Genomic DNA, 24905 nt, shown 5'->3' with positions numbered 1-24905 from the left:
TCGGCCGGCTTACTTGGCGGCGGCGTCGTAGAAGCTGAAGTCGAAGGCCTCGGCCACCGGGATCGTCTCGCTGGCCGAACCGATCTCCTTGGTGTAGGCCATCATCTGCTCGACCGCCGGGACGACCTTGTGCGGGTCGGCGAGGAAGTTCGACCCCGGACCCTTGAAGGCGGCTTCCAGCGTCGCCGGCTCCAGCAGGCCCTTGCCGAGATAGTTGTTCACCAGCTTCGCCGAGGCGGCCGGGTCCTTGGCGATCATGTCGACGGCGCGGATGTGGGCCTTGACCAGCGCCTTGATCGCGTCGGGATGGGCCTTGAGCACCTCCGCACGGGCGGCGACGACGGTACCGGGCTGGTTCGGGAACATCTGGGCGCCGGTGGCGAGCAGCGCGACGTTGGGGTCCATCTGGCGGGTGACGGTCACCGTCGGCTCGCGGATGGTGGCGGCGTCGAGCGCGCCGGCCAGCAGTGCCTGCTGCGTCTTCTCGATGCCCATCGGCACCAGTTCCACGTCGGCCGGATCGACCTTCACCACCTTGAACAGCCAGTGCTTCAGCACGGTGTCGGGAACGGAGCCCGGCGGCTGGGTGCCGATCTTCGGCTTGCGGCCGGTGTCGGCGGCGAACTTCTTGAAGGATTCCGCCGTCGGGTTGGCGCCCACCGCCTTGGCGAAGGGACCGCGCGCGGCGACCACCATCTCCTCAACCGCAGAATTGGCGATGACCGAGATGTCGGCGCCCTTGGTGCGGGCGACCAGCACCGGGGCGACGCCGGCATAGAGCAGGTCGATCTTGCCGGCGGCCATCGCCTGGATGGCGTGCGGGCCGGATTCGAAGCGGGTCAGCTTCAGCTCGATCCCCGCATCCTTGGCCCAGCCCTGGCCATCGACGATGAACAGCGGCGACGCCGCCAGGATCGGAATGTAGCCGATTTCCAGCTTCACCGGGTCGGCGGCACGCGCAATGCCGGGTATCACGGCGGTGGCGGCCCCGAGGGCAACCAGGGCGGCAAGGGTGAAGCGGCGGGTGAAGCGGAGCATCGGATCATCCTCGACTGGGGTTCCGAGGCTATTTAGCACGATTGCGCGGATGGAGAAGAGCGATTTCCACATAACTGGAAACGGGAATTCATTATTACACAAAAATTTACTGTTATTAATGCATCGACTACGACCGGAAAGCCGCAGAAATCGTGGGTTCGGCGCGGCTTGGGCGGTACGGCCTCAGCTTTCCGTCAGCAGGTAGAGCGACACGCCGCAGAGCGATACCCCCACCAGCAGGATCGCCACCGCGATGCGTGTCCAGAGCGTCAGGTGCGAATCGAACGGTTCGCAGAGATCGTCATCGTCCATGGCCAGCCTTCCGTCACAGTGGGGAGGACGGCGGTGCCACCCGCCGTCCCTCGGTGACGGTAAGCGATAGCGGCGCCGTGTTGCGGCGATGTGTCCCGCGGACGCTGTTGTGTAACGGACGGTAACGGCGCCGGCCGTCCGTTACAGGCCTTCCACCACGATCATTTTGAAATCGGCGGCATCGCGACGCGCCTCGCGCGCCTTGCGGTATTCCGGGCTGTCGTAGAAGGCTTTGGCCGAGGCCATGTCCGGGAATTCCAGGATGACGATCCGGTTGGGCTGCCAATCACCTTCCAGCACCGCCGTCTCGCCGCCGCGGCTGATGAAGCGACCGCCGTTCTTGGCGATCGCGTCGGGGGTCAGCGACTTGTAGACCTCATAGGCGACGGGGTCGGTCACGCGCACGTCGGCGATGATGTAGGCGGTCATGGTCTCGGCATCCTCTCTTGTCGTTTTCCGGCCCAAAAGAAACGGGCGCGGAAAGCCTTGCTTCCCGCGCCCGGTCCGGTCAACTGCAATGGATGCCGGTCAGGCTTCCATCGCCTTCACGACCTCTTCGGTGACCTTCTTGGCGTCGCCGAACAGCATCATGGTGTTGGGGCGGAAGAACAGCTCGTTCTCGACGCCAGCATAGCCCGCCGCCATGCCGCGCTTGATGAAGAACACCGTCTTGGCCTTCTCCACGTCCAGGATCGGCATGCCGTAGATCGGCGACGTCGGATCGGTCTTGGCGGCCGGGTTGGTCACGTCGTTGGCACCGATGACAAAGGCCACGTCGGCGGTGCCGAAGTCGCGGTTGATGTCCTCCAGCTCGAACACCTCGTCGTAGGGCACGTTGGCTTCCGCCAGCAGCACGTTCATGTGACCGGGCATGCGGCCCGCCACCGGGTGGATGGCGTACTTCACGTCCACGCCTTCATGCTTCAGCACGTCGGCCATTTCACGCAGCGCATGCTGCGCCTGCGCCACCGCCATGCCATAGCCGGGGACGATGATGACCGACTGCGCGTTCTTCATGATGTAGGCGGCATCCTCGGCCGAGCCGGCCTTGACGCTGCCCTGCGGACCCTTGGCAGGACCGCCCGCCGCCGCCGCCTCGCCGCCGAAGCCGCCGAGGATGACGTTGAAGATCGAGCGGTTCATGCCCTTGCACATGATGTAGGACAGGATCGCGCCCGAGGAGCCGACCAGCGCGCCGGTGATGATCAGCAGGTTGTTCTGCAGGGTGAAACCGATGCCGCAGGCCGCCCAGCCCGAATAGCTGTTCAGCATCGAGATGACCACCGGCATGTCGGCGCCGCCGATCGGCAGGATCAGCAGGAAGCCGAGAGCCAGCGCCACCAGGATGATCAGCCACATGGCGGTGGTCGAGTTCGACTGCACCAGCCAGATGATCAGGATGACGGTCAGCACGCCCAGCGCCGCGTTCAGCGGGTGCTGCATCGGGAAGACCAGCGGCTTGCCGGTGACCAGACCCTGCAGCTTGGCGAAGGCGACGATGGAGCCGGTGAAGGTGATCGCACCGACCGCGGTGCCCAGCGCCATCTCGACAAGCGAACCCTTGGCGATGGCGCCCGGCAGGCCGATGCCGTAGGCCGCCGGCGAGTAGAAGGCGGCGAGCGCGACGAAGACGGCGGCCAGACCGACCAGCGAGTGGAAGGCGGCGACCAGCTGCGGCAGCGCCGTCATCTCGATCTTCTTGGCGACCACATAGCCGATGGCGCCGCCGATGGCGATGCCCAGCACGATCATCCAATAGGACTGCACGATGGGCGAGGCCAGCGTGGTCAGGATGGCGATGGTCATGCCGACCATGCCGTAGATGTTGCCCTGGCGCGAGGTCTCCGGCTGGACAGCCCGCGCAGCGCCATGATGAAGCAGATGGAGGCGACGAGGTATAGAAGGGCCGACAAGGTTTCCATGGTCTTACTTGGCCCTTCTTCTTGAACATGGAGAGCATGCGCTGGGTCACGAGGAAGCCGCCGAAGATGTTGACGGACGCCAGGATGACGGCGAGGAAGCCAGGACCTTCGAAGTCGAAGCCGGCCGGGCCGGCGGCGATCAGGGCGCCGACGATGATGACCGACGACACGGCGTTGGTGACCGCCATCAGCGGCGAGTGCAGGGCCGGGGTGACGCGCCAGACGACGTAGTAGCCGACGAAGCAGGCCAGCACGAGCACCGTCAGGCCGGTGACGAAGAAGCTGCCATGGCCGCCGGCGGCCTCGGTGACCGGCTGGGCGGCGTGCGCGACCTGGGCGGCCAGCAGGTCGGCCTGCTGGCTCAGCGCCGCGAGGTTCGCCTTCAGCTCGGCAATACGGGCGGACAGTTGGGTCTGATCCATTGCGGTAAGTCTCCTCAGGCGCCCGGTCAGCCGGCGAAGGCGGGGTGGACGACGGCGCCGTCGCGGGTCAGCGCGATGGCCTTGACGATCTCGTCGTCCCAATTGACGGCCACGCCCGTGTCCTTGCCGTGCAGCGAGGTCAGCAGCGCCAGCAGGTTCTTGGCGTAGAGCAGCGAGGCGCTCTCGGCGATGCGGCTGGCGTAGTTGGCATGGCCGACGATCTTCACGCCGTTGGCCGTGGTCACCACCTCGCCCAGCTTGGCACCCTCGACATTGCCGCCCTGCTCCACCGCCAGATCGATGATGACCGAACCCGGCTTCATCGACGCCACATGCTCCGCCGCTCACCAGGATCGGCGCCTTGCGGCCGGGGATCAGCGCGGTGGTGATGACGATGTCCTGCTTCTTGATGTGCTCGGCCACCGCCGCCTGCTGGCGCTTCGTAGTCGTCCGACATCTCCTTGGCGTAGCCGCCGGCGGTCTCGGCCTGCTTGAACTCGTCGTTCTCGACGGCGACGAAGCTGCCGCCCAGCGACTGCACCTGCTCCTTCACCGCCGGGCGCACGTCGGTGGCCGAGACGATGGCGCCGAGGCGCTTGGCGGTGGCGATGGCCTGCAGACCGGCGACGCCGACGCCCATGATGAAGGCGCGCGCCGGCGGAACGGTGCCGGCGGCGGTCATCATCATCGGGAAGGCGCGGCCATATTCCGAAGCGGCATCCACCACGGCCTTGTAGCCGGCGAGGTTGGCCTGGGAGGACAGCACGTCCATGACCTGGGCGCGGGTGATGCGCGGCATGAACTCCATGGCGAAGGCGTTCACGCCGGCATCGGCATAGGCCTTCACATGGTCGCGGCTGTTGTGGGGGTTGAGGATGGCGAACAGCAGCGCGCCCTTGCGCATCAGCGCCAGCTCGTCCTCGCCCCCTTCGGCGGCGATCAGCGGACGCTGCACCTTCAACACGATGTCGGCATCGGCCAGCGCCGACGCCTCGTCGGCAGCGATGGACGCCCCCGCCGCCTCATAGGCCGCGTCGGTGATGCTGGAGCCGAGACCGGCCCCGCTCTCAACCACCACGTCCAGTCCCAAACCCTTCAGTTTCTTCACCGTTTCCGGTGAGGCGGCCACGCGAAGTTCGCCCGCACGTCGCTCCTTTGGAATGGCGACTTTCATTAGATAAAACTCCCCTGCCTCAGATACGCCGATCCCGGCATCCCCCATGGGTTATCGGCCCAGACGACGCGCATACATGACTTATCCATGCGCCTTTGTGAAGCCGAACCCACCGATGGTAATACCAGCCTATTGGGTGCGCCGCAACAAAGGGAATGGCTGCGTAGGTCCATCGTACGATTGTTTCATGCAATAAGACAAATCAGCCACGAGCTGTTCAAATCCCGGCGGCGGTCACGCTTGTACGAAGGAATGGCCGCGACGCGATGACGCAGCCGGACCTCTGCCGTGCGTGCACGCGGCGTATCGCCGGCTTGCCATTCCCCCCGCCCGCCGATATTGTCCCGCCCCGTTCCCGAACACCCCCATCGTTTGAGGTTTTAGCCATGTCCGACGTCGGCGGCATCGCGGCGGATCGCCTGAAGTCCTTTGTCGAGCGCATCGAGCGTCTCGAAGAGGAAAAGCGCGGTCTGCAGGAAGACATCAAGGAAGTCTACGCCGAGGCGAAGGGCACCGGTTTCGACACCAAGATCATCCGGCAGATCATCCGCCTGCGGAAGATGGACAAGGCCGACCGCCAGGAGCAGGAAGCCATCCTGGAACTCTACAAGGAAGCGCTGGGCATGGTGGAGTGACGGGTTTCCCCGTCACTCTCCTTCCATCCAAGTCACGCAGCGGCGGCCCCTTCAGGCCGCCGCTTCGCGTTCAGGCACCCTGCCGGCGCGTCCAGCCAGCCGCTCCATGACATTGGCGACCAGCGCCAGACCGGAACCGCCACCGGCGACCCCGTCCAAGGTCAGGATCGATTCGGGATGGAACTGCACCGCGGCCAGCGGCAGCGTCCGGTGCTCGATCGCCATCACCGTGCCGTCTTCCGTCTCCGCCGTCACCCGCAGGTCCGGCGGCAGGCTGTCGCGCCGCGCCACCAGCGAGTGGTAGCGCCCGGCCCGCATCCCCTGCGGCAACCCGTCGAATAGCGCGCCACCCTGGTGACGCAGGGGTGAGGCCTTGCCGTGCATCGGCTCCGGCAGGCGCTCCAGTTCGGCACCGAAATGCTCGGCCATCCCCTGCAAGCCCAGGCAGACGCCGAACACCGGCACGCCAAGGTCGAGCGCCGCCTGCACGCTGCCGCCGACGTCGAAATCGGCCGGCCGCCCCGGCCCCGGCGACAGGACCAGCAGGTCGGGCGGGTCGCTGCGCAAGGACGCCCGCGCGTGGACATGACGCAGCGTCGTCACGCTGGCCCCCGTCTGGCGGAAATAATCGGCCAGCGTGTGGACGAAGCTGTCGTCATGATCGACCAGCAACACCCGCCGACCCTCCCCGCTCCGCCTCACCATGGTCTGGACCACCGACAGCCGCGGTCCCGCCCCCTCGCCGCGCACCGCGTCGAGGAAGGCCGACGCCTTCAGCCGGCATTCGGCATCCTCCGCATCGGGATCGCTGTCCGACAGCAGGGTAGCGCCGGCGCGGACGAAGGCGATGCCGTCCTTCATGCGGATGGTCCGCAGCGTCAGCCCGGTGTCCATCCCGCCGTCGAAGCCGATGCGGCCGAAGGCCCCGCCATACCAGCGGCGCGGCGACCGTTCGGTATCCTCCAGGAACTGCATGGCCCAGCGCTTCGGGGCACCGGTCACCGTCACCGCCCAGCTGTGGGTGAGGAAAGCGTCCAGCGCGTCGAATCCCTCGCGCAGCCGCCCTTCCACATGATCGACGGTGTGGATCAGGCGGGAATACAGCTCGATCATCCGCCGGCCGATGACACGGACGGAACCGGGCTCGCACACCCGCGCCTTGTCGTTGCGGTCGACGTCGGTGCACATGGTCAGTTCCGCCGCATCCTTGGCGGAGTTGAGCAGGGTCAAGACCTGCGCCGCATCGGCCAGCGCATCGCCACCGCGCGCCACGGTGCCGGAGATCGGGCAGGTCTCCACCCGCCGTCCGCCGACGCGCACATACATCTCCGGGCTGGCGGCGACCAGGAACTCACCATCGCCGAGGTTGATCAGCGCCTCGTAGGGCGCCGGGTTGGCCGTGCGCAGGCGGCGGAAGATGGTGGCCGGGCTGTCGGCGCAGGGTTCGGCGAAGGTCTGGCCGGGCACCACCTCGAACAGGTCGCCGCGGTTGAAGGCCTCCTTCGCCGCCCGCACCACCTGCTGGTACTCGCCGGGGGCATGGTCGCACTCGGCGGCGGCGTTGGTGTCGGGGCGATAGGCGTGCATCCGCCCGCCGCCGGCAAAGCCTTCCGTCGAGACGCCATCGACCACGAACTCGTAGGTGAAGCGCCGCGCCACCCCGGCGGCATGATCGACCACCAGCAACCGGTCGGGCAGATACAACACCAGATCGCGCTGGTCGTCCGGCCGCTCCAGCCGGCGCCGGATCGTCTCGAACTGGAAGGCGAGGTCGTAGCCGAAGGCGCCGTAGAGCCCCAGGAACGGCTCCTCCGGGCAGGCGAACAGCGCCATCAGCGCCCGCAGCACGCTGAAGACGGAAGGTTGCCGGCTGCGCTCCTCCTCGGCGAAGACGCCGGCCGGGCGGCACACCAGGGCGGTGACGCGGCCGGCGGTGACCTCCAGCCCGACCAGCGCCTCGTGCCCCTCCAGCGCGCGGGCCACGGCGGGCAGCAGCAGCCGGCCGCGCGGGTTGAGCGCATCGATGCGCACGGTGCGGCCTCGCGCGGTCACCGACAGCGGCGGATCGGCGAAACCCAGCGCCTGACGCCGGTAGCGGCCGGGCGCCTCCACCCCGCCGGACAGCAGCAGGCCGCGCCGCTCGTCGAGCGCGGTGACGAGCGCATCGACCGCCTCGGCAATCGCCACCGGCTCGGCCGTGCGGCGCAGACCAAGACCACCGCCGGTCACGGCGGCTATGGGTTCGAGAAAGGAGGGGTCGGCGAGGAACAGGTTGGACGGGATCATGACGGCGGTGCTCCGGTTCGGGCGTCTTGTCGGTGACGCCGCCCAGTGCTTCCGCCTGCCTGTCCATTCTTCCGCTGGGTGACCCGCTGCGTCGGGTCAGGAAAAAGGCCGCTCCGGATGCACCGGGCGGCCTTTTCTTCTCAATCCACGCTTACGCGCATTGCCAGGCCGGCCCGTGGGAGACGGGCCACCACCAATGCTGCGACAGGAGGGGCGAGGACATGTTCATGGCTTCAACCGCAACACAGGGCGGGGTTGCCTGTCAAGCACTCCCTGTTACTCACCGTCACGCGGCGGCGCGACGGCGTAGCTGCTGAGATCCTCCTTGCGGCGCTCGTCGGACGGCAGGCGGCCCTTGACCAGGAAGCTGATGTTCTCCGCCACGTTGGTGGCGTGGTCGCCGATGCGCTCGATCGACTTGGCGGCGAACAGCAGATGGGTGCAGCCGGTGATCTGCGCCGGCGTCTCCATCATGTAGGTCAGGAACTCACGGAACAGCGCGGTATAGGCAGCGTCGACCTCCCCGTCGCAATCGCGGACGGAGGCGGCGAGGTCGGCATCCTGTTCGGTATAGGCGCGGCGCATGTCGCCGATCATCGCCTGCACCATCCGGCCCATGCGGACCAGCGAAGCGACCGGCGGCGCCACCGGCAGGGTGGCCAGCGTGACCGCCCGTTTGGCGACCGAGCCGGCGAAGTCGCCCATGCGTTCCAGATTCGAGGCGATCTTCAGCGCCGCGACGATCTCGCGCAGGTCCTTCGCCATCGGCTGGCGCAGGGCCAGCAGACGGACGGTCATCGCCTCGACCTCCATCTCCAGCCGGTCGATCTCGGCGTCGCCCTTCAGCACCTCGCCCGCGATCCCGGCGTCGGGGCCGGCCAGCGAATCGAGCGCCAGCCCGACCTGCCGCTCCACCAGTTCGCCCATCCGGTCGATGGCGCTGCGCAGGGCAGCCAGTTCGGTGTCGAAAGCCGCAAGCGTGTGTCCACCCGACATGATCCCCAACTCCCTTTCGAAACTGCGCAGTTGCAGGCGGTGCTGCGCCCGACGCCCCGCAGATGGGGCCCGGTGCCGCCCGCGCCAAGCCGCCTCGGCACTGGAGGCGGCTTTAACCTTTGGCATAGATTATTTCCGGACACTGGTCTATCGATGGACCACGCAACCATGCAGACCGGGCAGGACCGATGACACCGCACGAGTTGGTTGCCGTGCTGGAAAAGCACGAGCGCTGGCTGAAGAACAAGTCGGGCGGTTCGCGCGCCAACCTGACCATGGCGAACATGGAAGGCTCGAACCTGTCCGGGGTGAACCTGGCGCAGGGCAAGCTGTCCGGCGCGAATTTGTCCCATTGCGACCTGTCCAACGCCAATCTCAGCACCGCAGACCTGTTCGCCGCCCATCTGACGAAGGCGGACCTGTCCGGCTGCAACCTGTACCGCGCCGACCTGCGCGGCGCCCACATGCGCGGCGCCAAGATGAAGCGCGCCATCCTGCGCGAGGCCGATCTGCGCGGCGGCGCCCTGCTCTATGGCGGACAAGGCGGCAAGGGCGGAAAGGGGCTGGACTTCGTCCGCTCCGACCTGTCGGGAACCGATTTCGACGATGCGTCGCTGACCAACGCCAACCTGTCCGGCGCCGACCTGACCGATGTTTCGATGAATGGCGCCGACTGCGAGGGCGCGCTGCTGACCGGCGCGACGCTGATGCGCGCCAGCATGAAAAGCTGCAATCTCGCCCGCGCCGACCTGCGCGGCAGCAACCTGTCCGGCGTGAACCTGCAGGGCGCGGTTCTGCGCGACGCGAACTTGACCGGAGCGATGCTGGCCGGCGCCAACCTGCGCAACGCCGACCTGCAGGGCGCCAAGCTGGAGGGCGCCGATCTGGCCGGGGCCGACACCACCGGCGCCAATCTGGCGCGGTCGGCCGACAATTTCTCGGTCCAGATCCAGCAGGCGCTGCACAGCCACTACACGTGGATCAACACCAACGGCACGATGGGGGCGCGGGCCGACCTGACCGGCGCCGACCTCAGCCACATCGACCTGACCGGCGTGAACCTGTCGGGCGCCAACCTGAAGCGGGCCAACCTCAGCGGCGCCAAGATGCGCGAGGCGCTGCTGATCATGTGCGACATTTCCGAAGCGGTGCTGGCCGGCGCCGATTTCAGCGCGGCGATCCTGGACGGCGCCAATCTACGCGGCGCCAACATGGACGGGGTGCGGCTGGACGGCGCCGGAGTCGGCTGGGTCGACATCAAGGGGCCGGATGGCCAGCCGACCGGACGGTTGTGGGCGGCGAACCTGACCGGCGCCCGACTGACCGGCAGTTCCTGCGTCCGCACCAACCTGCGCGGGGCCAACCTGTCGGACTGCGACTTCAGCAATGCCGACCTGACCGGAGCCATCCTGAGCGACGCGAACATCCGCGACGCGAAGTTTTCCGGCGCTAATCTGACCGGCGCCAGCCTGCCGCCGCCGCCGGATCCCGACGACGATTGATCCGCCCCGGGCGGAAGGCCGCCTGCCGCCGACGGCCCTACCCTTCCTCGCTCTCGCGGGCAGCGGCGCATGCAGCGTTCAGGTTGGCGCCGACGCGGCGCAGCACGTCCAGCGTCACGTCCAGTTCCGCCGGGGCGATGCCGTCGATGGCGATCTGGGCGATCTCGGACGCGCTGGGCATCATCGTCTCGCGCAGTGCCCGGCCCTTGTCGGTCAGGAAGACGTTCATCTTGCGGCGGTCGTGGCTGTTGCGGACGCGCTGGACGAGTCCCTGCGCCTCCATCACGTTGACCGCGGTGACGGTGGTCGGCTCCATCATGCCGACGCGGTGGCTCAACTCCCGCTGGGTCAGGCCGTCCTCCTCCCACAGGGCGCGCAGGAAGAACCATTGACCCATGCTGACCCCAGACCGCGCGATGCGCGTCTGCAGGGCACGGGCGAAGGCGCGGTTCACTTCCCGGACGACGAACGATAAGGCACCGTCGGCCGAACCGGCCGCGTCCTCCGACTCGCCGGGGCGTTCCGGCCCCCACCCCTTGACAGACGCCTCCATACCGACAATCTCTCTGCCGTCGTTCCCGTGCCCGCAACCATCCACGCCGACCGGTCCCGACCGCCGGGCAGTCACCTGTCGAGGCGACGCTGCGGCATCCTGTCCGTCCGGCCCATGCCTGTCTGGTAACACCACCTTGACACGAATGGGCATGGCTGCGTCATCCAATCATAACGTGTTGTGTGCAAAGCGCAAATCAATTGCGCGGCCCGTGACCTTCGACATGCAATGATATGTCACCCTCTCGCGGCCGAATCGTTGCCGGTTAAAACAGAACGCCTCTCTGGACTCTTCGCATAGCCGCCTTGTGTCACGCCCATCTTTCTGGCGCCGCGTGGAGGCACCATATCCGCATATGATGCTCGACATTATGATTACCGATTGGATCGTTTTTATTTGGTGGTTCGTACAGCACCGCCCCGGAAATATGAACTTTCCGCTAAATTGTTGATAAATCCTTTCGGACGGCTTGTATCTGCCGCGGCCTTTGGTCACACACCTCTCGAACCGTCTTCCACAGGAGCACCGAACCCGCAATGACTGCTTCGACGACCGTTCCCTCGTCCCGTACCGTCACCGTCGCCGCCACCCAGATGGCCTGCAGCTGGGACCGTGCCGCCAACGTCGACGGCGTCGAATCGCTGATTCGCGAGGCCGCCGGCAAGGGCGCGCAGATCATCCTGCCGCAGGAGCTGTTCGAGACCCCCTATTTCTGCAAGGACCAGAAGCAGTCGCTGTTCGAACTGGCCGCTCCCGCCGAGGGGCATTCGGTGATCGGGCGCATGCAGGCCCTGGCCCGCGAGCTGTCGGTGGTGATTCCCGTCAGTTTCTTCGAGAAGGCGCGCAACGCCTATTACAACTCGATGGCCATGGTCGATGCCGACGGAAGCCTGCTGGGCGTCTACCGCAAGTCCCACATCCCCGACGGCCCCGGCTATCAGGAAAAGTTCTATTTCAGCCCCGGCGACACCGGGATCCCGGTGTTCAAGACCCGCTACGCCACCGTCGGCTGCGCCATCTGCTGGGACCAGTGGTTCCCGGAGACCGCCCGCGTCATGGCGCTGAAGGGGGCGGAGATCCTGCTCTATCCGACCGCCATCGGTTCGGAGCCGCAGGATTCGGCCATCGACAGCCAGGGCCATTGGACGCGGGTGATGCAGGGCCATGCCGGCGCCAACCTGATGCCGCTGGTCGCCTCCAACCGCGTCGGGGTGGAGCAGGGGGAAAGCTGCGCGCTGACCTTCTACGGCTCCTCCTTCATCGCCGGGCCGCAGGGGGAGATCGTGGCACAGGCCGACCGTGAGAGCCGGACGATCCTGACCGCCACCTTCGACCTCGACCGGATCGCGGCACAGCGCGCCTCCTGGGGCGTCTTCCGCGACCGCCGTCCGGAGCTGTACGGCGCCTTGCTGACGCTGGACGGCGAGACGACTCCGCGTCGCTGATCGGGTCGGACGGGGAGGAGCTGCGGAAGAGCGGTGTCGACGCCGCGCGGCGTCAGACCGTCAGCCCCCTCCCCGCTCCGGCGGAATTGCCCAGGGCCTGCGCCGCGCCATAGGCTGCAGCAGCGCGTCCGGAGGCGGTGTCCCCACCCTGCCGGCGCTGTTCCGACTGGGCCTGCAGCTTCGCGGCGTCCGCCTGGGCCGCGACACGAAGATCCTGCGGCGACGGGTCGGCCGGCGCAAGGGCTGCGGCCTTCACCTGCTCCATCTTGGCGATGGTGGCGGCCGGTTCCGATTCAGGGCTGACGTCGATCGGCACCTCGCCGGCGGTGGCGTAGTTCTTGCCGTCCGGCCCGCGGGTGAAGGTGAAGGAGGCGCCGCCGGCCTGGGCGCCGCCGGCCGCCTGATGCGCCGCCTCGTGCTGGCGGACGCTGGTGTCGGCCTGCTTGAGCTTCTGGACCTGCTGCTGCGCCGCGTCGGACAGGGTGACGGTGTCGGTGGAGCCGCCCTGGCTCTTCCCTCCGGCACCATCCTTCCCGACGGACAAATCCTTCCCGTCCCGCCGCAGCGGCTGGCTGCGCTGGGCGGCAAAGGTCCCGATGGACGGGCTGGTGATGGAGAGATCGGCAGCCACCGCCCGCATCCTCAAGAAAAGAGGTCGAACTTCCCTTCAATTTAGGACGATTCGGCCGCACCGGCAACGGTGCGACCGCCATCGGGCTGCGCTGCCCCCGCTCAGCCCTGCTCGAAGCCGGTCAGGACGTTGGCCACATTCACGCCGAGGTCGTCGACGGCATAGCCACCCTCCATGACGAACAGGGTCGGCAGGCCGATGGCGGCGATGCCCGCGCCCATGCGCAGGAAATCCTCCGACAGCAGGCGGAAGCGGGAGATCGGGTCGCCGCCATAGGTGTCCGCCCCCAGCGACAGCACCAGCGCATCGGCGCCGAAGGCGCGGATGCGGGCCGTCGCGGCGGCCAGCGCCTGGGCATAGCCGTCCCAATCGGTCCCCCAGGGCAAGGTCAGGTTCAGGTTTGCCCCCTCCCCCGCCCCGGCCCCGGTCTCGTCGGCATGGCCGCAGAAATAGGGGAATTCGTCGGCCGGATCGGCATGGATCGACACGAACAGCACGTCGCCGCGCTCCCAGAAGATCTCCTGCGTGCCGTTGCCGTGGTGATAGTCGACGTCCAGCACCGCCACCCGCGTGGCCCCGCCGTCGCGCAGCGACTGCGCTGCAATCGCCGCGTTGTTCAGAAAGCAATAGCCGCCGTAGAAGGCATGGCCGGCATGGTGTCCGGGCGGACGGCACAGCGCGAAGGCGCTGTGGTCGCCGGCCTGCAGGCGGTCGGCGCCGGTCAACGCGCTGTCGGCGGCGGCGGTGGCGGCCCGCCAGGTGCCGGCGGTGATCGGCGTGCCGGCATCGAAGGAATAGAAGCCGAGTCGCCCGTCGATGGAGCGCGGCACCCGGCGCCGCGACATGCCCGGCGCCACCCAGTTCAGCGGCAGCGCGTCGATGTCGGCGCCATGTTCCTTCACCCAATCGTCCCAGGCGGTCTGCAGAAAGGCGAGATAACCGGCGTCATGCACCCGTTGCAGCGGGGCGAGGCCGTAGCGGGTGGGTTCCACGATCGGACCCAGCCCCACCGCCTCGAGCCGCGCCCGGACGATGTCGGCGCGGGCCGGCTTCTCGTAACAGGGGACGAGTTGGCCGTCGTTGAGTTCGGACCGGCCGGCCTGCAGCCGGTGCTCTTCGCTGTGAATGACGATCACGCCACTGGTTTCCCTGATTGTTCCAAGACTGTTCCGCCGCCGGGAAGCTGTCCAGGCCGGCACATGTCCGTCCCATCATAGACCCGCCGGAGCGGCGGCGGATGATGGCCTTTTGCATGGCGACCCGGACGCGGACCATTGCCTTTCGGCCGAATACACGCAATAGTGTTCATTGCCTGTCGCTCGCGCTGTGCGGGTGGCGGATTGGGTTGTTGGACATCGATGCTTGCTGCTGTGTGCAGGATATTCGCCCGACTGGTGCCGGGGGCGGCGCCGATTCTGTGGGCGTTCGCCGTGTTGGCCGCCGGGCCGACGCGAACTGACCAGCCATTGTCGCAATCTCCCGAACACGCCGCGGACACTTCCGCCTCTCCCCTCGAAGCTGCCTTCTCGTCCCGCGCCGGCGAGCCGCTGCGCCAGTTCGGCTACGACCTGTTCGCCCCCGCCGCGGACGCCACGGAAAGGATCGACACCGCACCCGGCGCCATTCAGGGCGATTACGTGCTGAACACCGGTGACGCCGTTCTGGTGACCCTGCGCGGCCAGAAATCCTTCAGCAAACGCTTCACCGTCGACCGCAACGGCCAGTTGGTGGTGGACGACCTGCGCCCGCTGACCGCCGCCGGCCTGACGCTGGATGCCCTGCGGCGGGACCTTGCCGCCGCCACTGCCGCCACCTGGCCCAACACCGACGCCTTCGCTTCGCTGGCGGAGGTGCGGCGGATCGGCGTTCTGGTCACCGGTGCGGTCCGTCGGCCCGGCCGGCAGGAGATCAGCGCCTTCGCCACCGTTCTGGACGCGCTGTCCGCGGCCGGTGGGGTGGAACGCGGCGGCAGCCTGCGCGCCGTCCGTCTGATGCGGGCGGGCGGCGGCGTCACCGTCGACCTTTATGCTCTGCAGATCGCCGGTGCCCCCGGCAATGCGGACATGCCGCTGCGCGATGGTGACCGCCTGTTCGTGCCGCCGCTGGGCGCCACGGTCGCCGTTGCCGGCCCGGTGAAACGGCCGGGGATCTACGAACTTCCGCCCGGCGGCGGCCCGCTGTCGGCGGCGGAGTTACGCGACCTTGCCGGCGGCCCGCTGCGGCCCGGCCAGGGAAGGCTGCTCCGATTCGGCATCGGCCCCGCCGGCGAGGAGACGACGGAGGAAGTCGCGGATGGCGATGCCAGGCGCTTCGGCGACGGCGACCTGCTGCTGCTCGCCCCACGGCGCGAGGACCGTCGCGGCGAGGTGCGGCTGGTGGGGCATGTCCTGCGTCCCGGCCCGCGTGCCTGGACCCGGGCGGAGACGTTGCCCGGACTGCTTTCCCGCACGGATCTGCGTCCCGATCCCTATCTGCCCTTCGCCGCCCTGGAAAGCACCGTCCCCACCACCGGTGCGCGCGCCCTGCGGCCGGTCTCCCTGTCGGCCGTCCTGAATGGCAGGGACCGCCGCGGATTGGCCGAAGGCGACACGCTCTATGTGCTGGGGACGGCGGACGTCGATTTCCTGACCTCGGAGCCTGTGCTGACCATTCTGCGCGGCGACCGACAGCCGCCGCAGGATGCCTGCCCCGGACTGGTCGCGCTCGCCAGAACCCTGGCGGCGGAACCGGACGGTCCGCTCGCCACCGGACCGCAGGCCCGCGCCGCCGTCACGCTGACCGGCGCCCGCACGCCCTGTCCGCCGCTGTTCGCCGCGGTGCCCGACCTGCTGCCGCTGGCCCTGCGCCATTCGGTTCTGCGCCTGACTGGCGTGCCGCGCCCCGGCTTCTATCCCGTGGCCGATACCGCATCCGATGGGGCGGAAAGCGCCGGCGCCCGCGAGACCATCATCGAGTCGGACGCGCCGCAGTACGAGCTGATCGGCCATGTCCGCCACCCCGGCACCCGCCGGCTGGCGGCCGGAACCACATTGCGCAAGGCGCTGGCCAACGGCAAGCTGCTGAAGCGCGACATCTATCCGCTGCTGGGCATCGTCGAGCGATACGACCGGCGGACCCTGACCCGGCTCTATCTGCCCTTCTCTCCGCAGGAGGTCGCCGCCGGGCGGGCGGATCGCGGGCTGGCCGACGGCGACCGCATCCACCTGTTCGCCGCCGACGACATCCGCAGCCTGGAAAAGCCCGCCGAAACAGTGGCCGACGCCAAGGCGGACGGTGAAAGCGAGCCGCCGATGCTGGCGGCCCTGCTCGATCCCGCCATCGTCGCGGTGATCGGCGAGCGGACGGTGCAGGTGCGCGGCGCGGTGCGCGATCCCGGCGGCTACCCGGTCGCCGACCGTACGCCGCTGTCGGCACTTGTCGCGGCGGCGGGCGGGCTGTCCGCCGATGCCGACCCGGCGGTGGCGGAACTGACGGCCGCCGACGGCACACGCAGCAGCGTCGATCTTTCCCGCGACGGCGGGCGATTTGTCGGCCCCGGCGATGCGCTGCGGATCAATCCGCGACCGCAGGCGCTGGAATCGCGCGCCGTGGCCATCGAAGGGGCGGTACGCCGTCCCGGCCGCTACGACATCGGCCGCGGCGAGACGCTGTCCTCGCTGATCGCGCGGGCCGGCGGCCTGCTGGACGACGCCTATCCCGCCGGGGCGGTCTTGACCCGCGAGAGCGAGCGCCGGCGCGAGAAGGAGCAGTTCCAGCGGCAGGCGCGCGAGCTGGAACGGACGCTGGCGCTGGAGGTGGAGAGGGGGGAACCGGTAAAGGCGGAGAATGTGGCGCTGGCACGCCAACTCGCGGCCCAACTACGCGGCGCCGAACCGCTCGGCCGCGTGGTGGTCGAGGCGGACCCCGCCGTCCTGCGCGGCCGGCCGGAACTGGACCCGCTGCTGGAGCCCGACGACCGCATCCTGATCCCCAAACGGCCGTTGACCGTGGCGGTCTCCGGCGAGGTGCTGCACCCCACCGCCGCACAGTTCGTCAGCGGCAAGACGGCGGAGGATTATCTCGGCGAGGCCGGCGGCACCACCCGCGATGCCGACACCGGGCGCAGCTTCCTGGTCCTGCCCGACGGGCGGGCCCGGCCGCTGGCGCTGTCCTCCTGGAACCACCGGGTGGACGCTATACCGCCGGGTTCGATCCTGGTGGTGCCCCGCGATCCGCGCCCCTTCGACGGGCTGGACGCCACCAAGGCAGTCGGCAACATCCTGAGCCAGTTGGCGATCACCGCCGCCTCGATCTCGGTGATCACGCGATGACGGCCCCCACCCCTCCCCGCCTCGCCATCCTGACCGTCGTCCGCAACGACCGCACCGGGCTGGCCGACACCTGTGACAGTCTGCGCGGTCAGCTGAGTCGCGATGTCGTCTGGCTGGTGGCCGACGGCGCCTCCACCGACGGAACCGCGGAGTGGTTGGCGGCCCATGCCGAGTTTCCCATCTGGTGGCGGTCGTGCCCCGACTCGGGGCTGTATGACGCGATGAACGACCTGCTCGACACCGCCCGTCGGCTGGACTGCAGCCACATCCTGTTTCTGAACGCCGGCGACAGACTGGCGGCGGCGGACAGCGCGGAGCGTTTGCTCGAGGCCATTGCCCGGCACTCCGACTGCGCCCTGCTCTACGGCGATGCGCTGGAGCGGCAGGGGGACGGACGTATCCTCCTGAAGCGCGCCCGGTCACACCGCTGGGCGCCGCTGGGTATGTTCACCCACCATCAGGCCATGATCTACCGGGTTTCCGCACTGGCAGACCTTCGCTTCGACTCCAACTATCGGATCGCCGCCGATTACGCCTTCACGCTGGCCGTTCTCGGCCGCGGCGAGGCGGTGCGGCTGCGCTGGCCCGTCTGCCTTTTCGCACCTGGCGGCCTGTCACAACGCGACGCCACCGCCGGCCGGCGGGAGCAGGACGCGATTCGCCGGCACCATTACCGCTGTGGTCCGGTGAGCACAGCCGCGGTCGCCACGGCTCAGCGAGTCGCGCTGGCAGTGCGTCATCATTTTCCCTCAGCATACGCGAAATTACGTTTCCGGTGCCCGGAAACATAACGTCTTTTGCTCACGTCCTCCCACTTCCACCCGAACGGGCCATTGATACGCACAAATGGTTGCATAGAATTTACTTTCTGAACTAAGCATTCTCGCGGCGCCTTCCCTCCGGCTTTCCCTTCGAGGTACGACTTATGAGCGCGACCAAGACCAAACTCGCCCCTGCCCATACCCTGTCGCGCCGCGGCGAAGGTCCCAACCCCATCGACATCCATGTCGGCGCCCGCCTGCGGCTTCGCCGCACCCTGCTCGGCCTGAGTCAGGAAAAGCTGGGCGAGGCGGTCGGGATTACCTTCCAGCAGCTGCAGAAGTACGAGCGCGGGTCGAACCGCATCAGCGCCAGCCGCCTTTACAACCTTTCGCAGGTCCTGGGCGTGCCGGTCAGCTACTTCTTCGACGACATGCCGTCGCCCGACCAGATCACCGCCGAATCCCCTGCCGAGAGCATGAGCGAGACGGACGAATTCGAATCGATGGCGCGCCGCGAGACGCTGGAGCTGGTCCGGGCCTATTACCGGATCGAGGATCCGGGCGTGCGCAAGCGCACCTTCGACCTGCTGAAGGCGCTGGGCGGCGACCGCATCGCCTTACTCGAAGAGTAAGCCTCGCTTCCGGAACGAACGGACGGAGGACGACCGGGCGAGCTGCCGACCGGCGGAAAGCGAACGGCCGAATCCCGCGCCTGTGCGGCCGAGCGCATCTTCACGCCGACCTGCCAGTAGTAGAACGCGCGCGCCAGCGCGTGGTCGAGCCCCCTTGCGCCGTCAAGGACGCCGAGACGCAGCACATAAGCGTGCAGGAAGGCCCAGAGCGGCCGGCCGGGCAAGCGGTGGAACAGCCGTTTCTGCGCACGCCGGCCGGTTAGACCGGACAGGCCCGGGAAGGGCCCGGCGCCGGCCTCCAGTTCGCCGTCGATCAGCCGCTCCATCCGGCCGTCGGCACGCAAGGCCGCCTCCCAGTCGGAATAGCGGTTGTGCCGGTCGAACCAGGCCGAGAGCGGCTTGGCGTCGTCATGGTCCATCGGCTGGCGCAGCCGGCCGGTCGTGCCGGCAACCTGCGGCTGGTAATGCCCTTCCACCTCCCACATGGATGCGACATCCAGGTCGGGTTGTTCGGGAAATCGCACTCGCCGGCGGTCGATCAGAGCCAGTTTGCGGTTCCAGCAGCCGAACCGCAGGGCCCGGCCGCGGACGACCGGCCGGCCGTCGATCCAATAGGCGGCATGGCGCGGTCCATCGGCCGGGGAGTCCGCCATCAGGCGAGCGATTTCCTCCACCAGTTCCACCGTCGGCCGTTCGTCGGCATCGACGAACAGAACCCAGTCATGGGCAAAGGGCAGAGTATCCAGGCACCACTGCTTCTTCTTGGGATAGCGGCCATTCCAGCGGAAGGGCACCAGCCGCGCGCCGTGCGACCGGGCAATGTCCGGCGTTCCGTCGACGCTGCCGCTATCGACCACGAAGCACTCGGCAAAGCGGGCGAGCGACGGCAGGCAGACGGGCAGATTCGCCGCCTCGTTGCGCGTCATCACCACCACAGAGACCGGAATGCCGGAGACCGGTGTAGCAGTCATGACGCCGCCTCCACGCCGATGCCGTGGTCCATCAGCGCGTGGCGGGCCGACAGGCCGAAGGCGGCGGCGACCAGCCCGACCAGCCCGGCCAGCGGCACCACGACGGCTGGGTTCGGCCAGTCCGGCAGGGCGCCGGCGGCCGGCGGCTGGATCAGGTCGGCGGCGAAGGGCAGGTCGACGCCGATCATCATCGCCACCCGTTCCTGATCGAGCAGCAGGTCGCTCAGGGCCTGCCGGTGCTCCGCCACGGTGACGGCGCCGAGCCGGAGCTTGATGTGGGCGATCTGCGCGGCGCTGCGCCGGGCTGCCTCCGCCCGCAGATGAGCATCGGTTGCCCCGGCGATCCGCCCCAGCAGATCGATAGCCGTCGCCCGGTCGGCGTGGCGGACGGTGATGCGCCGCATCGGTCCCGACCGCAGCATGTCGACCACCAGCCGTTCGCGCAGCGCGCGCGCCACGCGGTCGCCGTCCGGCTCCACCCAGTCCTGGCGTCCGACCAGCGCCAGCAATGCCCGCTTCACCATCGGCAGCAGCCCCGGCGGCGGACGCCAGCACCCTGCCTCCGCATCCCAGCGGTCGGGGAACAGGGCACGCAGGATGTCGGGATCGCGCGCCAGACGCTCGGCAACCGGCCCCGATCCCAACAGTTCCAGATAGCGGGCAAAGTCCGACAGCGATTCGTCTCCTGCACCGGGTTCGGCGACGGCGGCGGAATCGCGGCCGTTCAGCGTCGGCACCCGGGCCCCCATCGCGGCCGATCCGACACGCGCCGTCGGCCCGATGACCATCGCCGCAGTGTAGGCCGGCGTCACCGCCCACAATCCGGCAATCGCCAGCGCCAGCCCGCCCAGCCAACCCGCCAGCAGCCAGCGCCACCCCGTCCGCAGGGTGCGAACGAAGGCGCGCAGATCGCCCTCCCCGCCCGACGCCGGTAGGACCAGAGTCAGAGCCTGCGGCGCGGTTTGGTGGCGTTGGGCTGGTGAGATGACGCCGTCAGGCATGGGGCAGCGCCCTTCCCATCACCGGCCGGGCAAGCCTGCGTTCCGCCACGAGGCGTTGGGCCAGCCCGGCGAAGGCCGCGGCGGCCCGATCGGCGGTCCAGGCGGCCGACTGCCGGGCCGCGCGCGCTCCCTCCGCCGCGCACCGGCCGGGATCTGCGGCATAGGCGCGCACCGCGTCGGCAATGGCCGAACCGTCGAACGGATCGATCACCAGACCGCAGCCTGCGACCCTGGTCGCCGCCTCGCTTCCCGCCGGCCCCAGGAACAGGCAGGGGCGCCCCGCCGCCTGCACCCCGGCCAGCTTGCTCGGTACCAGCATCCCCTCCGCCGCCGGGTCCATCGCCACCAGATGCAGATCGGCGGCGGACAGGCACTCTGCCAGCTGCCCGGCCGGCTGCCAGGGAAGCCGGCGCAGGTTGCGCAAGCCCCGGTCGCGCGCAGCCTCCTCCACCGCGGCGAATCCCCTCCCCTCCCCGACCAGCAGGAAAAGCACGGAGGGATCGCTGTCCTGCAGCCGGGCCGCGGCCTCCAGAACACCTTGCATCGGATGGGCAAGCCCGAGCGTCCCGCAATAGGCCACCAGGAAACGTCCGTCGCCCTCCACAAGTCCCAGCGACCGGCGGAATCCATTGCCCGCCTTCGGCAGCGGGTGGATCGCCGGATCGGGCCAGTTCGGCAGCAGAGTCACCCTGTCCGCCGGCACCCCGGCCGCCAGGATGCGCTCGCGCATGCAGCGCCCGATGGCGACCACCCCGTCCTGCCGGCGCAGGGCGCGTGCCATGCCGTTTCCGGCCATCCGCCGGAGGATCGCCGGCAACCGTACGCCCAGAACCGGCAGCAGGTCCGGATACAGGTCCTGGCACCAGTGCAGCGACGCCGCCCCATGCCGGGCGGCCAGGACCGGACCGGCCAGCGCCAGCAGGGGTGGGTCGGTCATCGTCACCACGAGGTCGTGGCGCGGCAGGCGGAGTGCCCGGCCGGTCAGTCGGCACAGCGAATCGAGGTAGGCGCGCGCATCCGGCCGCTCCCCTGTCTTCTCCCCTGCCGCAACGCTGCCGCCGGTCCTGCAAAGCGTGACGCCGGCGGGGGCGCGGCCATCCGACCGCTCGCCGTCCGCAACCACCGTCACCCGCCAGCCTGCAGCCGCCATACGGCCGGAAAGGTCCGACAGGCAACGGCCGGTCGCCCCGCGGTCCGGCGGGAACACCCGGTTGACGAACAGGATTGACGGCGGATCGAACGTCACGGCGCACCGTTGCGGGAATTGCACGCGAAAGTATGCAGATCCACTAGGGCGCCGACAACCCCTTCCTGCACTCCGCCGCCACGAGCATCAGCGACAGGATGACGCCGGTGTCGAGATACTTGAAACTGGTGTGGAGGCAGAGCGCCATCAGCAGGGGCGGCGCCACCGCAAGGGCCAACGGCGGATCGGCCTTCAGCAGCCGGCACCAGGGCCGGACCAGCGCCGCCAGATAGGCCCCCAGCGCCATCATGCCGAAAAGACCGGTCTTCAGCAGGCTGTAGCTGGCCAGCGTGTGGGTGTAGCTGACCCGCCAGCCGCCCACTGCCGGATTGGCGATCCGGGCTCCCCAACCATCGCCGAACAGCAGGGCCCAGGGCGTGGCGACGGCATGGTCGATCACCGCCGCGGCCTCCTCCCAGCGGGCATTGGCGCCGGTCAGCCGCGTCTTCTCCGCCGCCTGCTGCCAAGCGCCGGCCAGGCCGTCGCCACCGGCCATCGCCAGCAGGCCGAATCCCAGCAGCAGCGGCAAGGCCAGCCACGGCCGCCGCCGCGCCCACCACAGCGCGGTCAGGGCGAGCGACAGCACCGCCAACCCCAGAGCGGTGCGATGGACCGCGCCGGCCAGTGCCCCCAGGCAAAGCGCACCACCGGCGGCACAGGGAATCGCCGCCATCCAGTACCGGATACGGCCGCCGACGGCCACCAGCGACAGCGCAAGCGCCGGCAGCAGCACCGCGGCGAACAGAACCGACGGCGCATTGAGCAGATAGACGCCGCCATCGGCCATCGCCCGCCGGCCGATGGCGCCGAAACCCCAATCCGCCTGCCGCCACCAGCGCAAGGCCAGCAGCAGACCGGCCACGGCCAACCCGCCCGCCAGCGCACGCACCGCCCAATCTCCGCCGCGCCGCAGCGCCGGCACCAGAAGCACGGGAAGAAACAGAAAGACCAGCGGCACGACGTCGCGCAGGATGTCGGCCGCTTCCCACCCAAGCGCCGCCCCGCGCAGCAGCGGCACCCACAGCAGCCAGGCGAACGCGGCGACCGCCGGCGGCATCCAGCGCATTTCCGACGGCGGTATGTCCGACCGCGCCCGCAATGCATGGCCGCTCGCCACCGCCAGCGGCCATTTCCAGCCGACGGCGGCCAGGATCAGCAGGCCGATCGACAGTTCGACCCCGCGCAAGGCGGGCGGCGCCGGCACGCTGAGGCCGCCATAGAGCAGCAGGGCCGCCATCATCGTCAGCGCGCCGTGTCTGCCGGCCCCGACCGTCACGGCCGGACTCCGGACGGAGAGCCTGCCGGCCTCAGGCCCAGCGCTGCTCGGCGCGGTCCAGGCGGTAGAACAGCCCTTCCTGCGGGCGCAGGCGCAGCGTGCCGGTCAGTGTCAGCGGTTCCCGCGTCGCCGGCAGGGCGATGGCGGTGTGGACATGCATCATGGTCGCCGGCCCCGGATTCTCGCAAGCGGGACATCCCAGCGGATTGGCAGACAGGATGAAGCGGTTGTGGGTGGCGCCGTCGGTCAGCGGAACCATGAATCCACGGACGGTGACCGGCCGGCCGTCCAGTGCCGAGACCTTCACCGGGAATTGCGGGTTGCCGGCAAGGCCGCCGAACCGCACGGTGCCCAAATCGCGCCAGATCGCCGTGGTTTCGTCCAGCGGCAGGTGGAAGGGGCCGACGGGATGGATCGGCGCATCCGCCGATCCGGCGGCCCACACAGCCCAGCCGGCAACGGGCGCAAGTGCGAGCGGCAACAGAATCTGGCGCCGGCCGGGCAAGGCCGTGCCCAGGGCCGCACCAAAACGGGTGGCGGTGTTCATGGTCGCTTCTCCCCTGCTGCGTTGCTTCGTCACCGGGGCTGCGAAATCGGGGCGCCGTGTGTTGTGGAAGTCTTTCGTCCGGTCGCCAGGGAACAGCTTTGTCCGGTGCGGGGCGCCCCCTTCTGCCGGGTGGTCGCCGATTGCGCGAAAGTCTCCGGCAAGCGCGGCCCGCGGTCAACCGGCAATTCGCCGGGATGCTCGCGGAATACAGACGCGTAAGGACAGGTTTCCCACGGCACACCTCCCCGGTACTTTCAAAAAAACGCAATCTGTTTGACGGAATGCGGCACCGCACTCCATAGTCCCGGGACTGTCCGTGCCGCACTGCACACAGTCCCGCGCAAGCCGTTCCGATGACGAGACGAGCCATGGAAACCTTTCGCTTCCAGCCGGGTGAAACCCCGGTCCTGCTCAGCATTCCGCATGTCGGGACCATGATTCCGCCGGACATCGCAGCCACGATGACTGAGCACGGGCTGGCCCAGCCCGACGTCGACCGCCACCTGGACCGGTTGTACCACTTCGCCCCCGCGCTCGGAATCGGTTTCCTGACCGCGCTGTGCTCGCGTTACGTGGTGGATCTGAATCGCGACCCCGACGGTGCCATGGCTCAGCCGGGCCTCGATCCGACCGAAATCTGCCCGCTGACCACCTTCGACCGTCAGTCGATCTATCAGACGGGCCACGAGCCCGACCAAACGGAAATCGACCGGCGCGTCGGCGCCTATTGGCGTCCCTATCACGAGCAGCTGCGCAGCGAACTGCGTGCGCTCCGCGACCGATACGGCGTCGCCGTCCTGTTCGATGCCCATTCGGTGCGCAGCCGGGTGCCCCGCTTTTTCGACGGCACCCTGCCCGACTTCAACCTGGGCACCGGTGACGGCAGCAGCACCGCCCAGCCGCTGGTCGTCCGGCTGATGAACGTGCTGTCGGCGTCGGAGCGCTATTCGGCCGCGCTGAACGGCCGCCTGCGCGGCGGCTTCATCATCCGCAGCTACGGCCAGCCGGAAGAGAACATCCACGCCATCCAGCTGGAACTGACCCAGTCCACCTATATGGACGAGGACGCACCCTATCAGTTCCGCCCAGATCTGGCGGCGGAGGTGAAGCCGTCGCTGGAACGGCTGCTGAGCGTCGTCGTCGAATGGGCGTGGCAGAAGGCCAGCGGGCAACGGCGGGCGGCATTCCTGTAAAGCCCTCCCGTCGCCAATCCGCCGCACCAAAGAGTGGCCCTTCCCCGTCGCC

Annotated in this window: 20 protein-coding genes and 3 pseudogenes; 7 read left to right on the top strand and 16 right to left on the bottom strand. The window is 68.8% G+C overall.

All coding sequences use genetic code 11. The annotated features are described in order from the left end of the window. Window positions 1–9: 9 nt before the first annotated feature. From PWS46_RS05340 to PWS46_RS05315, 6 genes and pseudogenes are all read right to left on the bottom strand, one after another. Window positions 10–1038 (bottom strand): ABC transporter substrate-binding protein, encoded by a 1029-nt coding sequence (locus PWS46_RS05340; RefSeq protein ID WP_434619011.1) that lies wholly within the window; start codon window positions 1036–1038, stop codon window positions 10–12. Between the two features lie 183 nt (window positions 1039–1221). Next, complete coding sequence (locus tag PWS46_RS05335; RefSeq protein WP_256379244.1) at window positions 1222–1350, bottom strand: hypothetical protein; 129 nt, start codon at window positions 1348–1350, stop codon at window positions 1222–1224. A 141-nt stretch (window positions 1351–1491) separates the two neighbouring features. Beyond that, window positions 1492–1779 carry a DUF1330 domain-containing protein gene (locus PWS46_RS05330; protein ID WP_434619008.1) on the bottom strand — a complete coding sequence of 96 codons (288 nt, stop codon included), beginning with the start codon at window positions 1777–1779 and terminating at the stop codon, window positions 1492–1494. A gap of 99 nt (window positions 1780–1878) precedes the next feature. After that, a pseudogene (locus tag PWS46_RS05325) lies at window positions 1879–3272 on the bottom strand (NAD(P)(+) transhydrogenase (Re/Si-specific) subunit beta). Between the two features lie 14 nt (window positions 3273–3286). Further along, window positions 3287–3694, bottom strand: a pseudogene (locus PWS46_RS05320) (NAD(P) transhydrogenase subunit alpha); the annotation flags it as partial. Between the two features lie 26 nt (window positions 3695–3720). Continuing rightward, window positions 3721–4868, bottom strand: a pseudogene (locus tag PWS46_RS05315) (Re/Si-specific NAD(P)(+) transhydrogenase subunit alpha). A gap of 386 nt (window positions 4869–5254) precedes the next feature. On the opposite strand from PWS46_RS05315, the gene PWS46_RS05310 reads away from it, so the two are divergent. Beyond that, window positions 5255–5503: a DUF2312 domain-containing protein gene (locus PWS46_RS05310; protein ID WP_012973951.1), complete on the top strand. Its 249-nt coding sequence runs from the start codon at window positions 5255–5257 to the stop codon at window positions 5501–5503. Window positions 5504–5554: 51 nt separating this feature from the next. On the opposite strand, the gene PWS46_RS05305 is transcribed toward PWS46_RS05310, so the two are convergent. After that, window positions 5555–7789 (bottom strand): anthranilate synthase, encoded by a 2235-nt coding sequence (locus tag PWS46_RS05305; RefSeq protein ID WP_434619004.1) that lies wholly within the window; start codon window positions 7787–7789, stop codon window positions 5555–5557. A gap of 276 nt (window positions 7790–8065) precedes the next feature. Next, the gene (phoU, locus tag PWS46_RS05300) at window positions 8066–8785 is read right to left on the bottom strand and encodes a phosphate signaling complex protein PhoU (RefSeq protein WP_434619001.1); all 720 of its coding nucleotides are present in this window, start codon (window positions 8783–8785) and stop codon (window positions 8066–8068) included. 188 nt (window positions 8786–8973) lie between these two features. Between phoU and PWS46_RS05295 the strand changes: the two genes are divergently transcribed. After that, on the top strand, window positions 8974–10287 hold the full coding sequence (locus tag PWS46_RS05295) for a pentapeptide repeat-containing protein (RefSeq protein WP_085089287.1): 1314 nt from the start codon (window positions 8974–8976) through the stop codon (window positions 10285–10287). A 37-nt stretch (window positions 10288–10324) separates the two neighbouring features. On the opposite strand, the gene PWS46_RS05290 is transcribed toward PWS46_RS05295, so the two are convergent. Continuing rightward, the gene (locus PWS46_RS05290) at window positions 10325–10840 is read right to left on the bottom strand and encodes a MarR family winged helix-turn-helix transcriptional regulator (protein ID WP_434618998.1); all 516 of its coding nucleotides are present in this window, start codon (window positions 10838–10840) and stop codon (window positions 10325–10327) included. Between the two features lie 536 nt (window positions 10841–11376). On the opposite strand from PWS46_RS05290, the gene aguB reads away from it, so the two are divergent. Further along, window positions 11377–12285: an N-carbamoylputrescine amidase gene (gene aguB / locus PWS46_RS05285; protein WP_434618995.1), complete on the top strand. Its 909-nt coding sequence runs from the start codon at window positions 11377–11379 to the stop codon at window positions 12283–12285. Window positions 12286–12337: 52 nt separating this feature from the next. Here aguB and PWS46_RS05280 read toward each other — a convergent pair whose 3' ends face one another. Further along, the gene (locus tag PWS46_RS05280) at window positions 12338–12925 is read right to left on the bottom strand and encodes a putative metalloprotease CJM1_0395 family protein (RefSeq protein WP_434619909.1); all 588 of its coding nucleotides are present in this window, start codon (window positions 12923–12925) and stop codon (window positions 12338–12340) included. Window positions 12926–13017: 92 nt separating this feature from the next. Continuing rightward, window positions 13018–14052 (bottom strand): histone deacetylase family protein, encoded by a 1035-nt coding sequence (locus PWS46_RS05275; RefSeq protein WP_434618992.1) that lies wholly within the window; start codon window positions 14050–14052, stop codon window positions 13018–13020. Between the two features lie 330 nt (window positions 14053–14382). Here PWS46_RS05275 and PWS46_RS05270 point away from each other — a divergent pair, with 330 nt between their 5' ends. The 3 genes from PWS46_RS05270 (at window position 14383) to PWS46_RS05260 (ending at window position 18619) form a co-directional block, all read left to right on the top strand. Further along, window positions 14383–17226: an SLBB domain-containing protein gene (locus PWS46_RS05270; RefSeq protein WP_434618989.1), complete on the top strand. Its 2844-nt coding sequence runs from the start codon at window positions 14383–14385 to the stop codon at window positions 17224–17226. Continuing rightward, entirely contained in the window at window positions 17223–18017 is a 795-nt protein-coding gene (locus tag PWS46_RS05265; protein WP_434618986.1) for a glycosyltransferase, read from the top strand. Before PWS46_RS05270 ends, PWS46_RS05265 begins: the two co-directional genes overlap by 4 nt. 134 nt (window positions 18018–18151) lie before the next feature. Beyond that, window positions 18152–18619 (top strand): helix-turn-helix domain-containing protein, encoded by a 468-nt coding sequence (locus tag PWS46_RS05260; RefSeq protein WP_085089280.1) that lies wholly within the window; start codon window positions 18152–18154, stop codon window positions 18617–18619. On the opposite strand, the gene PWS46_RS05255 is transcribed toward PWS46_RS05260, so the two are convergent. Genes PWS46_RS05255 through PWS46_RS05235 form a run of 5 tightly spaced genes read right to left on the bottom strand, consistent with a single transcriptional unit; the run spans window position 18529 to window position 23660 of the window. After that, a complete protein-coding gene (locus PWS46_RS05255) occupies window positions 18529–19590 on the bottom strand; it encodes a glycosyltransferase family 2 protein (RefSeq protein ID WP_434618982.1) in 1062 nt (353 codons plus the stop codon). The genes PWS46_RS05260 and PWS46_RS05255 overlap by 91 nt on opposite strands. Then, window positions 19587–20591, bottom strand: a complete 1005-nt coding sequence (locus PWS46_RS05250) for a hypothetical protein (RefSeq protein WP_434618979.1) — start codon at window positions 20589–20591, stop codon at window positions 19587–19589. The genes PWS46_RS05255 and PWS46_RS05250 overlap by 4 nt, the downstream gene beginning before the upstream one ends. Continuing rightward, complete coding sequence (locus PWS46_RS05245) at window positions 20584–21837, bottom strand: glycosyltransferase family 4 protein (RefSeq protein WP_434618976.1); 1254 nt, start codon at window positions 21835–21837, stop codon at window positions 20584–20586. Before PWS46_RS05245 ends, PWS46_RS05250 begins: the two co-directional genes overlap by 8 nt. A 43-nt stretch (window positions 21838–21880) precedes the next feature. Further along, complete coding sequence (locus PWS46_RS05240; protein WP_434618973.1) at window positions 21881–23113, bottom strand: hypothetical protein; 1233 nt, start codon at window positions 23111–23113, stop codon at window positions 21881–21883. Window positions 23114–23144: 31 nt separating this feature from the next. Continuing rightward, window positions 23145–23660: a hypothetical protein gene (locus PWS46_RS05235; protein WP_434618970.1), complete on the bottom strand. Its 516-nt coding sequence runs from the start codon at window positions 23658–23660 to the stop codon at window positions 23145–23147. 368 nt (window positions 23661–24028) lie between these two features. On the opposite strand from PWS46_RS05235, the gene hutG reads away from it, so the two are divergent. Continuing rightward, a complete protein-coding gene (hutG, locus tag PWS46_RS05230) occupies window positions 24029–24853 on the top strand; it encodes an N-formylglutamate deformylase (protein WP_434618967.1) in 825 nt (274 codons plus the stop codon). The last annotated feature ends 52 nt before the right edge of the window (window positions 24854–24905 follow it).

Source organism: Azospirillum sp. B2RO_4, from assembly GCF_051124815.1.
Lineage (GTDB): Bacteria > Pseudomonadota > Alphaproteobacteria > Azospirillales > Azospirillaceae > Azospirillum.
This window is presented reverse-complemented; position numbering and strand designations above follow the sequence as displayed.

Excerpts from the sequence above, each read along its gene's own strand:
- PWS46_RS05340 (WP_434619011.1), bottom strand. The coding sequence starts at position 1,038 with ATGCTCCGCTTCACCCGCCGCTTCACCCTTGCCGCCCTGGTTGCCCTC.
- PWS46_RS05335 (WP_256379244.1), bottom strand. The coding sequence starts at position 1,350 with ATGGACGATGACGATCTCTGCGAACCGTTCGATTCGCACCTGACGCTC.
- PWS46_RS05330 (WP_434619008.1), bottom strand. The coding sequence starts at position 1,779 with ATGACCGCCTACATCATCGCCGACGTGCGCGTGACCGACCCCGTCGCC.
- PWS46_RS05310 (WP_012973951.1), top strand. The coding sequence starts at position 5,255 with ATGTCCGACGTCGGCGGCATCGCGGCGGATCGCCTGAAGTCCTTTGTC.
- PWS46_RS05305 (WP_434619004.1), bottom strand. The coding sequence starts at position 7,789 with ATGATCCCGTCCAACCTGTTCCTCGCCGACCCCTCCTTTCTCGAACCC.
- phoU (WP_434619001.1), bottom strand. The coding sequence starts at position 8,785 with ATGTCGGGTGGACACACGCTTGCGGCTTTCGACACCGAACTGGCTGCC.
- PWS46_RS05295 (WP_085089287.1), top strand. The coding sequence starts at position 8,974 with ATGACACCGCACGAGTTGGTTGCCGTGCTGGAAAAGCACGAGCGCTGG.
- PWS46_RS05290 (WP_434618998.1), bottom strand. The coding sequence starts at position 10,840 with ATGGAGGCGTCTGTCAAGGGGTGGGGGCCGGAACGCCCCGGCGAGTCG.
- aguB (WP_434618995.1), top strand. The coding sequence starts at position 11,377 with ATGACTGCTTCGACGACCGTTCCCTCGTCCCGTACCGTCACCGTCGCC.
- PWS46_RS05280 (WP_434619909.1), bottom strand. The coding sequence starts at position 12,925 with ATGCGGGCGGTGGCTGCCGATCTCTCCATCACCAGCCCGTCCATCGGG.
- PWS46_RS05265 (WP_434618986.1), top strand. The coding sequence starts at position 17,223 with ATGACGGCCCCCACCCCTCCCCGCCTCGCCATCCTGACCGTCGTCCGC.
- PWS46_RS05260 (WP_085089280.1), top strand. The coding sequence starts at position 18,152 with ATGAGCGCGACCAAGACCAAACTCGCCCCTGCCCATACCCTGTCGCGC.
- PWS46_RS05255 (WP_434618982.1), bottom strand. The coding sequence starts at position 19,590 with ATGACTGCTACACCGGTCTCCGGCATTCCGGTCTCTGTGGTGGTGATG.
- PWS46_RS05250 (WP_434618979.1), bottom strand. The coding sequence starts at position 20,591 with ATGCCTGACGGCGTCATCTCACCAGCCCAACGCCACCAAACCGCGCCG.
- PWS46_RS05235 (WP_434618970.1), bottom strand. The coding sequence starts at position 23,660 with ATGAACACCGCCACCCGTTTTGGTGCGGCCCTGGGCACGGCCTTGCCC.
- hutG (WP_434618967.1), top strand. The coding sequence starts at position 24,029 with ATGGAAACCTTTCGCTTCCAGCCGGGTGAAACCCCGGTCCTGCTCAGC.